The following is a 12,501-nucleotide window of genomic DNA, read 5'->3' as shown; positions in this document are numbered from 1 at the left end:
CGCCGCCGACCACAGGGGGATGCTGGTGGCCGACAGCAGGCTGGCGGTATAGACGCTCATGCCGGCCCCGAGCCCCGCCGCCGGCACCTGCGCCAGCCCGACCAGCCGCCGCAGCCCCGGTATCCGGCCGGCGACCAGCTGGCCCAGCGCGACAAGGCCGCTGAACCCGCCGAAGCCGGAGAGGATCCACGACCCGATGGACATGGCCGAGGTCGGGCGGGCGATGCGCAGCATGTTGTAGAAGCGCGACGGCGTCTTCAGGTCGGCGATCAGCAGCGGCGTGCCGAGCACCGTGCCGATCAGCCCCAGAAGCCGGCCGTTGCGCACCAGCCGGCGCGGCGGGTGCGGCGACAGGCTGGCGAGGGTGCTGATGATCTGCGCCGAGCCGGCGATGCCGGCCAGCACCATGTAGCCGGAGATGCGCCAGTCGTAGGGCGGCGGCTTCAGCGCCGGCTGGTCGTAGTAGGTGGGGGCGGTGGCGGTGTGGTCGCCGTCGTCGCGGCGGGACCGCCGGTGGTGGGGGGTGAGAGCCTTCATGCCCGCCGCCCTCCCGCCAGCAGGGCGGCGGCGGCGAGGGCGAGGCCGGCCACCGTCGCCACCCCGGCGGCCAGGCCGGGGGCGATGCGGTCGGCCGGCCGGTCGGGCGCGGCGGGCAGGTTGTAGACCTCCGGCCGCTCGGTCAGCAGGAAGAAGGCGTTCAGCCGCTCCAGCCCGCCGGTGGCACCGGGACTGTCGGGGGCGCCGTAGAGGTAGGCGTCGGTGGCGCCGCGCCGGTGCAACTCCGCCACCCGCTCGTGCGCCCGTTCCACCAGGGTGTCGACCTCGCCGAACTGGATGGAGTCGGTGGGGCAGGACTTGGCGCAGGCCGGCTCCAGCCCGCCCTTCAGGCGATCGTAACAGAGCGTACATTTGTGCGCCTTGCCGTCGGCCGGGCTCAGTTCCACCACGCCGAAGGGGCAGGCCGGCACGCAGTAGCCGCAGCCGTTGCAGATGTCCTGCTGCACCACGACGGTGTCGAACTCGGTGCGGAACAGGGCGCCGGTGGGGCAGCTTTCCATGCAGGGGGCGTTGGCGCAGTGCTTGCACACGTCGCTCATCATCACCCAGCCGGCCTGGAACGGCGGGCCGATGTCGTTGCGCGGCGCCTTTTCAACGAACAGCACATGCCGCCAGGTGTCGGCCGACAGCTTCACCGTGTTGTCGTAGCTCATGCCCGACAGCGCCAGGCCGTCGGCGGGCAGGGCGTTCCATTCCTTGCACGCCACCTCGCAGGCCTTGCAGCCGATGCACAGGGTGGTGTCGGTGAAGAAGCCGTAGGACCGCCCCGCCTCGATGCGGGTGCCGGAGGTCAGTTCCGACTCGTCGGGGATCGGCCCCGGCAGCAGGGAGTCCGGGTAGTCGAGGGCTCGCGGATGGACGCCCATGTCACCTCCTGTCGGGGTCGCGGTTCAGCCGGCCGCGGCGCAGGCCGCAGGTCAGGGACTTGTTCTCGTGCATGCTGGTGTTGGGGTCGCCGACCATGGCGGTCAGTACATTGGCGATGTCGCCGGTGGCATAGCCCTGCCAGCCGAAGTGCCACGGCATGCCGATCTGGTAGACCACCCGGCCGTCGATGCGGAAGGGGCGCAGGCGGTCGGTGACCATGGCGCGGGTTTCGATCTCGCCGCGGGCGGTAGACAGCACCACCCAGTCCATGGTGGCGATGCCCAGGTCCGCCGCCAGCTCGGTCGGCACCTCGCAGAAGCCTTCCGGCTGCAACTCGGCGGTGGTGGGGACGGAGCGGGTGGGCGTGCCGCCGCAATGGTGCTCCACCAGCCGGTAGGTGGTCAGGGCGTGCGGGTGTTGCGGGTCGCCGGGGTCGTGCAGCGGGTTGTCCCAATGCTCCCACCGCTTGGCCGTGGGGCTGCCGCGCACGGCATAGAGCGGGTTGTCGACCGGCGATTCCACCGGCTCGTAATGGGTCGGCAGCGGCCCGTCCTTGAGGCCGGAGGGCACGAACAGCGAGGCGCGGCCGTCGGCGATCATGATGAACGGGTCGTGGCCGCTGATGGCGTCCATGCCCTGCGGCTTGGCGTCCCAGTCGGGTTCGTAGTCGGGGCGTTTCTCGGGCTGGAAGTCGGGGGTGTCGTGGCCGGTCCAGCGGCCGTCGTCCTCGCTCCACCAGATCAGCCGCTTGGCGTCGGACCACGGCCGCCCGGCGGGATCGGCGGAGGCGCGGTTGTACATCATGCGGCGGTTTTCCGGCCACGAGAACGCCCAGCCGAGATGGCTGCCGGGGCCGTTGTCGTCGTCGGGGCGGCGGGAGCGGGCGAGGTTGCGGCCCTTCTCGGGGTAGATGCCGGTGTAGATCCAGCAGCCGCAGGCGGTGGAGCCGTCGTCCTTCAGATCTTTGAAATCGGCGATCTGCGTGCGGTCGGGCCAGGTGTAGCCGTTGATTTCCTTCAGCACCGCCTCGGCGGAGGGTTCGCGGCGGTCGCCGTCCTCCTCGGGGTAGTCCCAGGTGAGGTTGCGGATGGCGATGTCGTGGGGGCGGTCGCTGTCGGCGTAAAGCTCCTTCAGCCGGCGGCCCAGGTGGTAGAAGAACCACAGGTCCGAGCGGCTGTCGCCGGGCGCATCCACCACCTTGTCATGCCACTGCACCAGCCGGTGGGTGTTGGTGAAGGTGCCGGGCTTCTCGCCGGCCAGGGCGGTGGGCAGCAGGAAGACCTCGGTGCCGATGTCCTCCGGCCGGGTCTTGCCGCTTTCGATGTCGTGGCCGCGATACCAGAACGACGCGCTTTCGGTCTCGGCGAAGTCGCGCACCACCAGCCAGTCCAGCTGCCCCAGGGCCCGCTGCACCAGATGGGAGTTGCTGGAGCCGACCACCGGGTTCTGGCCGGTCAGGAACAGCCCCTTCACCACGCCGTCGCGCATGGCGACGGTGAGCGGCAGCTGCGAATGGTCGCCGACGATGCGCGGCAGCCACTCGAACCCCCAGTCGGTGTCGGGCTGGGCGGCATCGCCGTACCACGCCTTCAGCAGGCTGACGGCATAGTCGGGGAAGTGGCTCCACCAGCCGGTGGGCGTCTGCTCGACGGCGATGTAGTCCGCGAAGCTGTCGTGCGGCTTGAAGGCATGCGGCTGCGGCAGGTAGCCGGGCAGCATGTTGTAAAGGGTGGGGATGTCGGTGGAGCCCTGGATGTTGGCGTGGCCGCGCAGGGCCAGGATGCCGCCCCCCGGCCGCCCGGTGTTGCCGAGCAGCGCCTGGATGATGCCGGCGGCGCGGATGATCTGCACGCCGGTGGTGTGATGGGTCCAGCCGACGGCGTAGCAGAAGGCGCCGGTGCGCTCGCGGCCGGAGTTCTTCGTCAGCGCCTCGCACACCTTCAGGAAGATGTCCTGCGGGCAGCCGGTCACCCGTTCCACCATCTCCGGCGTGTAGCGGGCATAGTGGCGGCGCATGATCTGGTAGACGCAGTTGGGGTGCTGCAGGGTGACGTCCTGCGGTACCTCGCCTTCGGTCAGGCGCTTGGTCTGGTCGTTGAAGGATTCGGTGGTGTTGACGTAGTGCTCGGCCAGCGACGACGGCACCGTCATGCCCTCGTACTGCCAGCTGTCGTAGGTGTAGCGGCGGCCTTCCTCGTCCCAGCCGGAGAACACGCCGTCCAGCTCGTCCGGCCCCTGGTAGCGGTCGTCGATGATGGTGGCGATGTTGGTGTAGGCGAGCGCGTAGTCGCGGAACCACAGGTCGTTTTCCAGGATGTGGCGGATGATGCCGCCCAGGAAGGCGATGTCGGTGCCGGTGCGGATGGGGGCGTGGATGTCCGACAGGGCCGAGGTGCGAGTGAAGCGCGGATCGACATGGATGAAGGTGGCGCCGCGCGCCTTCGCCTGCAGCACGAAGCGGAAGGCGACAGGGTGGCTTTCCGCCATGTTGGAGCCCATCACCACGATCACGTCGGAGTTGGCGAGATCCCACTGCGGCAGGGTGGCGGCGCCGCGGCCGTAGGTGGCGCCCAGGCTCGGCACCGACGACGAGTGGCAGACGCGGGCCTGGTTCTCGATCCACACCATGCCGAGGCCGCCGGAAAACAGCTTCTTGATGAGGTAGTTTTCCTCGTTGTCGAGCGTCGCTCCGCCCAGCGAGGCGATGCCGAGGGTGTGGTTGACGATGGTGCCGTCGGGCAGCCGGCGGACGAAGGTTTCGTCGCGGGTCTGCCTGGTCAGCCGGGCGATGCGCTCCATGGCCCAGTCGAGCGGCCGTTCCTCCCACTTCGTGCCGCCGGGCGGGCGGTAGAGCACGGTGGACAGCCGCTGCGGGCTGGTGAGCAGGCCGAAGGTGGCGGCGCCCTTGGGGCACAGGGTGCCCTGGTTGACGGGGCTGCGCGGATCGCCCTCCACATGGATGACCTTGCCGTCGCGGGCGTAGACCAGCTGACCGCAGCCGACGGCGCAATAGGGGCAGATGCTGGTGCCGACGGTGTCGGCGTCCTCCAGCCGTGGCCGCAGGTCGCGCGACAGCCGGCTTTGGGCCGCCGTGCCGTGGTGGGGCTCGCCCTTCAGCTGGCGCGGCACCGACCATTCGGCGACGAAGCCCTGCACGCGGTCGAGCAGGCCGTGACGGCGGACGCTGCGGGCGGCACGGCTCATGGGCCTGCCCCCGCGTCGGCCGCGTTAGCGGGCGGCAGGCGGCGCAGACGGTGGACGATGCCCGCCAGCAGGTCGGGGCTGTCCTCGTACTCCACCGCCACCCGGGTGCGGCTGCGTTGCAGCGGCGGCAGGTCCTGCGGCTCCACCGCGCAGGCGTGGGACAGCACGAACAGATGGGTGCCGCCGTCGGGCGCGGCGAGGCGGAAGCGGCCCTCCTGCACCACCGTGATGACGCCGCTGACCGTTCGCATCGCCGCTTCCCTCGCTGTGTGGTGTGGGGTGCGAACGTGTCGTGGCGAAAGAGGGTTCGCCGGTGTGCCGTTACCGCCGAGACCTTGCGGCCGATAGGATTATTCCACCCTGCATGATACAGTCCGCCGCGGGGAGTCGTGCCACGGGGGGAACCATGGCGGAAGGGGGAACGGGATCGCAGCACGAGGCGGGGCCGCGTCGCCGCGCCGGCGGCCTGACGTTCCGGGTCAACATCGCCACCGTGTTCACGGCGCTGGTGCTGGCCATCTGCGGCACCATCATCGCCTATACCTACGACCGCAACAGCGACGCGGTGCTCGACCTCGCCCGCAGCTTCATCGAAACCGCCGGCGATGCCGCCATCCGCCACACCGGCGACATGCTGCAGCCGGTGGGCTCGGCGGTCTCCACCGTGGCGGCCCTGGGCGCCAGCCAGCCGGAACTGGCCCGCAGCGAGCAGGTCTTCCCGACCCTGCTGGCGGTGCTGCGCGAACATCCGCAACTGCAGAGCGTCTACTACGCCTTCGAGGACGGCGGCCGTTTCCTGCAGGCTTTCGCGGTGCCGCCGGGCATCCGCCGCTACGGCCCCAACAACACCCCCATGCACCCGGACGTCGCCTATGCCCTGCGGGTGCTCGACTGGTCGGGGGAGGCGCCGACCGACCACTGGCGCTACCTCGCCGCCGACGGCACCGACCTGGGGGCGGAAGAGGCGGCGGAGATCAGCTACGACGCCCGCAAGCGCGACTGGTACCGCGCCATGCGCGATCAGGTGGCGGCCGGCAGCACCGCCCGCATGTGGACCGACGTGGTGGTGTTCACGTCCTCCAGCCTGCCGGGGGTGGCGCCGGTATCGCCCATGGTGGCGGCCGACGGTCGCTTCCTGGGCGCGGCGGCGGCCAACATCACGCTCGAAAGCCTGTCGGAATTCCTGCGCAGCCTGGTGGCCGGCACCTCGGGCGTCGCCTTCATCCTGGACGCCGAGGACCGCCTGATCGCCTTCCCCGACGCCGCCCGCACGGTGCGGCAGAGCGGCGGCAGCGTCGAACTGGTGCCCGGCGACCAGCTGGCGGAGCCGTGGATCGCCGAGGCGGTGCGCCGCCACCGCGGCACCACCGGCCGCAGCCATTACGCCTATGCGGTGGACGGGCGCGACTACTTGGCGACCTTCATCCCCTTCCAGGCCGACCTGGGGCGCGGCTGGGTGATGGCGGTGGTGGTGCCGGCCGATGACTTCGTCGGCGGCCTGCAGCGCACGACGCGCGAGATCATCGCCCTGTCGGTGGCGGTGGCGCTGGTCGGCATGGTGCTGATCGGCCTGTTCTCGCAGTGGATCAGCCGGCCGCTGCGGCAGATGGTGGCGGAGTTCGACCGCATCACCGCCTTCGACCTCAACGGCGATGCCGACCTGCGCTCCAACGTGCGCGAGATCAACGCCCTGGCGGGATCGCTGCGGACCCTGAAGACGGCGCTGCAGACCTTCGGGCGCTATGTGCCGAAGGAACTGGTGCGCGACCTCATCGCCTCCGGCCAGCCCATCACGCTCGGCGGCCAGTCGCGCCATGTGACCATCCTGTTCTCCGACATCGCCGGTTTCACCCAGCTGTCGGAGCGCATGCCGACCCGCGAGCTGATGCTGCTGGTGTCGGACCACCTGGACGCGGTGGCGCGGGCGGTGCTGGAAACCCACGGCACCATCGACAAGTACATCGGCGATTCGGTGATGGCCTTCTGGGGCGCGCCGGTGCCGGCGGAGGACCATGCCGCCAATGCCTGCCTCGCCGCCCTGCTGGCGCGGGTGCGGCTGGACGAGGTCAACCGCCGCGCCCGCGAGGCCGGCTGGCCCGAACTCACCACCCGCATGGGCCTGCACACCGACGCCGTGATGGTCGGCAACATCGGGTCGATGGAGCGCATGAGCTACACCGTCATGGGCGACGGCGCCAACGTGGCGGCCCGGCTGGAAGGCGCCAACCGCGCCTACGGCACCCGCATCATCGCCAGCCAGGCGGTGTTCCGCGACGCCGGCGAACGCTTCCTGTTCCGCCCGCTCGACCTGGTGGCGGTGAAGGGGCGGCGGGCGCCGGTGGGTCTGTACGAGCTGATGGGTGCCCGCACCGATGCGGTGCCCGGCATCATGGCCACCGCCGAGCAGCGCGAGCTGGCCGCCCTGACCGAGCGCGCCTACTACGCCTACATGGAACACGACTGGGCCGCCGCCGAGGCCGCCTATGGCGACATCGCCGCCCGCTTCCCCGACGATCCGCTGCCGGCCCTGTTCCTGCCGCGCATCGCCGCCTGGAAGACCTCGCCGCCGCCGGACGGCTGGACCGGCGTCCACGAACTGACGACGAAATAGGCCCTGGCGGCACCGGCGAAGCGGGCGGTAGGGTGGCGGCCCGCTAACCACCGTCCGCACCCGGAGCCTCGCCATGACCACCCCCGCCGCCGCTGCCACCGCCGCCGACAACCTCGCCTGGGAGCAGGAGAACGGCAGCGGCCTGCAGGCGCTGCTGGGCTACCGGCTGGTGGCGTGGGAGCCGGACCGGGCGGTGGTGGAGCTGGAGGTGGGGCCGCAGCACCTCAACCGCGCCGGCGTGCTGCACGGCGGGGTGCTGACGACGGTGCTCGACACCGCCAGCGGCTATGCCGGCTGTTTCTGTCCGGTGCCCGGCCACATCCGCCGCACCCTGACCCTGTCGCTGACCACCAACTACCTCGGCCAGATGAGCACGGGCGTGCTGCGGGCGGAGGCGCGCAAGCGCGGCGGCGGGCGCAAGCTCTACTTCGTCGATGCGACCGCCACCGACGCCGACGGCCGCGTCATCGCCACCGCCACCGGCACCTTCCGCTATCATCGCGGCAGCGAGGCGGAGGAGGGGCAGCCGCGCCCGTAGGCGCCGCCCGCCGACCGCCGCTGCCGGGCGCGCTTACACCGCCTTGGAGTGGCGCTGTTCGCCGGCCTTCAGGTACTGGTCGAACTTGGCCGCCACGGCGCGCACCAGCGGGCGGCCGTCGTCGGTGACGGTCAGGCGCCAACCGTCGCGCTGGACCACGCCGTCGCCTTCCAGGTCGGACAGGGCCGCCACCTCGTCGGCGAAGTGGTCGGGGCTGACGCCGTAGGGCGCCGCCACCGCTTCCAGGTCCACCGCCAGATCGCACATCAGGCGTTCGATCACCGCCCGGCGCAGCTTGTCTTCCTCCGACAGGCCGCGGCCGCGGGTGGTGGGCAGCAGGCCGTCGTGGACCATGCGCTGATAGGCGTGGATGCCGCCCTCGTTTGCCACATACCCCTGCGGCAGCGAGCCGATGCCCGAGGCGCCGAAGCCGATCAGGGTGGAGGCGGTGTCGGTGGTATAGCCCTGGAAGTTGCGGTGAAGCGTCGCCTCGTTCAGGGCCTTGGCCATCTCGTCGTCGGGGGCGGCGAAGTGGTCGAGGCCGACGGCGACGTAGCCGTGCTTGCGCAGACGCTCCTGCGCCGCCTCGTACTGGCTCCAGCGTTCGGCCATGCCCGGCAGGGCCTCTTCCGGCAGCAGGGTCTGGTGCTTGCGCATCCACGGCACATGGGCGTAGCCGAACAGGCTGATGCGGCGCGGCGCCAGGGTGACGGCCTGGTCGATGGTCTCCACCACGCTTTCCGTCGTCTGGTAGGGCAGGCCGTAGATCAGGTCCATGTTCAGTTCGGTGATGCCGTGCTTGCGCAGGAAGCCGGCGACCTCGTCCACCATCTCGTAGGGCTGGATGCGGTTCACCGCCTCCTGCACCTTGCGGTTGAAGTCCTGCACGCCGAGACTGGCGCGGGTGACGCCCGCCTCGCGCATGGCGATGACGTAGTCCTCGTTGGCGGTGCGCGGGTCCAGTTCCACCGCCACCTCGGCGTCGGCGGTCAGGTCGAAGTGCTGGCGCACCTTGTCCATGGTGCGCTTGAAGTCCTCGGCCGTCAGGATCGACGGCGTGCCGCCGCCGAAGTGGACGTGCCGCGCCTTGAAGCGGCCGGGCAGGCGGGCCGCCACCAGATCCACCTCGGCCAGCAGCGCCTCCAGGTAGACGGCGATGGGGTCATAGCGCTTGGTGATCTTGGTGTGGCAGCCGCAGAACCAGCACATTTCCGCGCAATAGGCGATGTGGAAATACAGCGACAGCTCTTCCGTCGGCGGCAGCTCGGCCAGCCACTTGCCGTAGGTCTCGCCGCTCACCTGCGGAGTGAAGTGCGGAGCGGTGGGGTACGACGTGTAGCGCGGCAGGCGCAGGTCGTACTTCTCGACGAGATCGTGTCGCATGTTTCCTCTGTGCTCTGTGGGCGCCGACGGTCGACGCCGAGGCTTTCGTCCCGGTGCGGGGGCGCTATAGTAGCGCGTCGTCCACGGGAGGTTCCATGCCTCGTTTTTCTGCCAATCTGTCCACGCTGTTCACCGACCGGCCGTTTCCCGACCGCTTTGCCGCCGCCGCCGAGGCGGGGTTCAAGGGGGTGGAAATGCAGTTCCCCTATCACCTCGACCGTGACGCGGCGGCCGCTGCCCTGGCGGACCACCGGCTGTCCATGGTGCTATGTAATGCTCCGCCCGGCGATTGGGAAGCCGGCGAACGCGGCCTTGCCGCCCTGCCGGGGCGGGAGGAGGAATTCCGCGACGGCCTCGACCTGGCGCTGGAGTGGTGCCGGGCGCTGCGCTGCCCCAACCTGCACGTCATGGCCGGCATCGTCGACGAGGACGACCCCGAAGCCCTGGACGCCGCCTATGACACCTACCTGCGCAACCTCGGCTATGCCGCCGCGCAGGCGCAGGTGCATGGGGTGAAGGTGCTGATCGAGCCCATCAACGGCATCGACATGCCCGGCTACTTCCTGCAGCGGCCCGACGATGCGGTGCGGGTGCTGGACGAGGTCGACCACGACAACCTGTTCCTGCAGTTCGACATCTACCACGCCCAAATCACCCAGGGCGGCCTGACCGACTTCCTGGAGGCCAACCTGCACCGCATCGCCCACATGCAGGTCGCCGGCGTGCCCGGCCGGCATGAGCCCGACGCCAACGGCGAGATCAATTTCCCCTATCTCTTCAACCTCATCGACGCCCACGGCTATGCCGGTTGGGTGGGCTGCGAGTACCGCCCGCGCATCAACACCCTGGCCGGCCTGCGGTGGGCGCGGGAATGGGGGATTGGGCTTGATCGGAAGGCGTAGTACGATCGTCGCGAGACATGGGGAAGGCGCCGCTACCGCGCCGGGAGAGGAGTGAAGGGTTCCGTGGCAGCTGACAACGACAAGGCCGCCAAGCCGCCGCCCGCCCAGGGCGGCGGCAGTGAACGGCGCGTGTGTCCCGAACTGCGGCAGCAGGCCCAGAAGGGCTATGAAGTCCTGCTGGCGCTGCTGGAGAAGGCCGGCCACAGCGAGTTCATCGACAAGCTGGGCAACCGCCGCCGCGTCGACGACGTGCTGGGCGAACTGCCGGAAGTGGTGCCGGCCCTGCTCGATATGGTGTGGGAACTGCGCGACTCGCCGCAGTTCCGCCCCTTCTTCCAGGCAGAGGGCGGCGGCGGCACCGTCACCGACCGCGAAACGCCCATCGCCCCCTGCGGCCGCACCTTCGCCGAAGTGGTCCGCGCCCACCTCATGGGCGCCGCCCGCATCTACATGGACCGGCTGGAAAAGGCCTGGGCCATCAAGGAAGCCAAGCGCGAGGCCGCCCGCCACGCCAAGGAGCAGGCCCGCGAGCGCAAGAGCCTGGGCGGCCGGCTCAGCCAGGCGACCCGCAAGCTCATCGCCGGCGAGCAGACCTTCGAGCCCGCCGACTTCCGCGAGAAGTACCCCGGCTATGGCGTCTACCTGCTGATCAAGCCGTACCTGCGCGAGGAATGGCAGTTCACCATGGTGCGCGCCTACGCCCGCCTGCGCACCCGCCAGGCGGAGGCGCTGGGCTCGCTCATCACCTTCTTCCGCACGCCGGAGGAACTGGAGCCGGTGCTGGCGCTGAAGAGCGCCGACATCTCCGTGGTGCGCGGCGTCGCCCGCGCCTTTGCCGAAGTGCGCAACGGCGTCGGCGTCGCCACCGGCGCCAAGCCGCGCTCGAAGGTCAGCGCCGCCGAGCAGCGCCGCCTGGACGAGATGGAGCCCGCCATCGCCGCCCTGGAAAGCCGCACCTTCGAGGCGCTGGTGACCGAGCATTCGACCGGCCTTGAGACCATCCTCAAGCAGGGGGCCAACGTCGACACCCTGGTGCGCCGCCTGACGCCGGTGTTCGGCGACGAGATCTGGCGCCTGTTCGCCGAGCCGCACCGCCTGCGCAACGTGCTCAACGTGCCGGAGCATGTGGCGCCCGCCCTCGGCCGGCTGGCCCAGCACGTGCCGCCGGTGATCAGCCGCATGATCGAGCAGATCGCCAACCGCGAATTGGGCCGCGACCTCATCCTCTTCGCCGCCGAGGAACTGGGCGAGGAGACCTTCGCCGCCTACGTCAACGACGAGGAGCGGCTGAAGATCTGGCAGGCCATTCCGGGCAAGTTCAACAACGCCTTCAACTACCAGCCCGACGCCCTGCCGGGGCAGGGCAGCGTGCGCAACGCCGAAGACCTGCGCATGGTCTGCGCCGGCCTGTTCGAGTCGCTGCGCAAGGGCCAGCTGGAAAAGTTCGGCTGACCGGACGGCGGGGCAGGACGACGGGTTGGGGCGGCGCCTACTGCGCCGCCACCCCGTTGGCCACCGTGCGCTGGGTCTGCTCGCCCAGGCCGGTGATGCCGAGCCGCATGGTCGCGCCTTCGCGCAGGTAGACGCCACGGCCAAGGCCGGTGCCGGCCGGTGTGCCGGTCAGGATCACGTCGCCCGGCAGCAGCGTGAAGAAGCGGCTGAGGTAGCTGACGATGTGGGCCACCGGGAAGATCATGTCGGCGGTGGTGCCGTCCTGCATGCGGGTGCCGTCCACGTCCAGCCACACCTTCAGGGCCTGCGGGTCGGGCACCTCGTCCGCCGTCACCAGCCAGGGGCCGAGGGGGCAGAAGTTGGGGCAGGACTTGCCCTTGATCCACTGGCCGCCACGGTCGAGCTGGTAGGAGCGTTCCGACACGTCGTTGGCGACGCAGTAGCCGGCGACGTGGGACAGGGCGTCCTGTTCCCGCACGCCATAGGCGCGGCGGCCGATGACCACCGCCAGTTCAGCCTCCCAGTCGCTCTTGATGGAGCCGCGCGGCAGGTGGATGGGGTCGTCGGGGCCGCACAGGGCGCTGGTGTGCTTGCTGAAGACGATGGGCTCCGGCGGCGTCGGGGCGCCGGTTTCGGCCGCATGGTCGCGGTAGTTGAGGCCGATGCACAGGATGTTGCCCACCCCCGCCACCGGCGGCCCGAGGCGGGTGTCGGCCGGCACCGCCGGCAGGCTGGCGGGGTCGAGGCCGCGCAGGCGGTCCCAGTCGGCGGCGGTCAGGCGGGCGGGGGCGATGTCGTCCACCACCGCGGACAGGTCGCGGATGGTCCCGTCGCGGTCCAGCAGGCCAGGTTTTTCGGCCTCGGGCGGGCCCCAACGCAACAGCTTCATGATCGTCTCCGACGTGGCAGCAGGCGCGCCACTATAGCAACGGCAGGGCCCGGCGCAGAAGTCGCCAATGGTCAGGGGCGGGTGCCGGACGTGGCAG

At 70.4% G+C, this 12,501-nt stretch carries 10 protein-coding genes; 4 read left to right on the top strand and 6 right to left on the bottom strand.

Translation table 11 applies throughout. The annotated features are described in order from the left end of the window. The 4 genes from nrfD to ABD056_RS06105 form a co-directional block, all read right to left on the bottom strand. A partial coding sequence (gene nrfD, locus ABD056_RS06120; RefSeq protein WP_343865404.1) for an NrfD/PsrC family molybdoenzyme membrane anchor subunit occupies positions 1–537 on the bottom strand: 537 nt, incomplete at its 3' end. Further along, positions 534–1,424, bottom strand: a complete 891-nt coding sequence (locus ABD056_RS06115; protein WP_343865402.1) for a 4Fe-4S dicluster domain-containing protein — start codon at positions 1,422–1,424, stop codon at positions 534–536. The genes nrfD and ABD056_RS06115, both read right to left, overlap by 4 nt. Before the next feature lies 1 nt (position 1,425). After that, entirely contained in the window at positions 1,426–4,629 is a 3,204-nt protein-coding gene (gene fdh / locus ABD056_RS06110) for a formate dehydrogenase (protein WP_343865400.1), read from the bottom strand. Then, positions 4,626–4,880 carry a hypothetical protein gene (locus tag ABD056_RS06105; RefSeq protein ID WP_343865398.1) on the bottom strand — a complete coding sequence of 85 codons (255 nt, stop codon included), beginning with the start codon at positions 4,878–4,880 and terminating at the stop codon, positions 4,626–4,628. Before ABD056_RS06105 ends, fdh begins: the two co-directional genes overlap by 4 nt. A gap of 155 nt (positions 4,881–5,035) precedes the next feature. Between ABD056_RS06105 and ABD056_RS06100 the strand changes: the two genes are divergently transcribed. Together ABD056_RS06100 and ABD056_RS06095 are read left to right on the top strand one after the other, a co-directional pair. Continuing rightward, on the top strand, positions 5,036–7,240 hold the full coding sequence (locus ABD056_RS06100) for an adenylate/guanylate cyclase domain-containing protein (RefSeq protein ID WP_343865396.1): 2,205 nt from the start codon (positions 5,036–5,038) through the stop codon (positions 7,238–7,240). Between the two features lie 73 nt (positions 7,241–7,313). Continuing rightward, the gene (locus ABD056_RS06095) at positions 7,314–7,778 is read left to right on the top strand and encodes a PaaI family thioesterase (RefSeq protein WP_343865394.1); all 465 of its coding nucleotides are present in this window, start codon (positions 7,314–7,316) and stop codon (positions 7,776–7,778) included. A 33-nt stretch (positions 7,779–7,811) separates the two neighbouring features. Here ABD056_RS06095 and hemN read toward each other — a convergent pair whose 3' ends face one another. Next, positions 7,812–9,161 (bottom strand): oxygen-independent coproporphyrinogen III oxidase, encoded by a 1,350-nt coding sequence (hemN, locus tag ABD056_RS06090; protein ID WP_343865392.1) that lies wholly within the window; start codon positions 9,159–9,161, stop codon positions 7,812–7,814. A gap of 95 nt (positions 9,162–9,256) precedes the next feature. Here hemN and otnI point away from each other — a divergent pair, with 95 nt between their 5' ends. After that, positions 9,257–10,063, top strand: coding sequence for a 2-oxo-tetronate isomerase (gene otnI / locus ABD056_RS06085; protein WP_343865390.1), 807 nt, complete (start codon positions 9,257–9,259; stop codon positions 10,061–10,063). A 63-nt stretch (positions 10,064–10,126) separates the two neighbouring features. After that, positions 10,127–11,515: a hypothetical protein gene (locus tag ABD056_RS06080; RefSeq protein WP_343865388.1), complete on the top strand. Its 1,389-nt coding sequence runs from the start codon at positions 10,127–10,129 to the stop codon at positions 11,513–11,515. Between the two features lie 37 nt (positions 11,516–11,552). Here ABD056_RS06080 and ABD056_RS06075 read toward each other — a convergent pair whose 3' ends face one another. Beyond that, on the bottom strand, positions 11,553–12,404 hold the full coding sequence (locus ABD056_RS06075; RefSeq protein WP_343865387.1) for a fumarylacetoacetate hydrolase family protein: 852 nt from the start codon (positions 12,402–12,404) through the stop codon (positions 11,553–11,555). Positions 12,405–12,501 lie beyond the last annotated feature (97 nt).

Origin of the sequence: Caenispirillum bisanense, assembly GCF_039523075.1 — a bacterium.
Taxonomy (GTDB): domain Bacteria; phylum Pseudomonadota; class Alphaproteobacteria; order Rhodospirillales; family Rhodospirillaceae; genus Caenispirillum; species Caenispirillum bisanense.
Note: the sequence above shows the minus strand (reverse complement) of the source record. Positions and strands in the feature narration are given on the sequence as shown.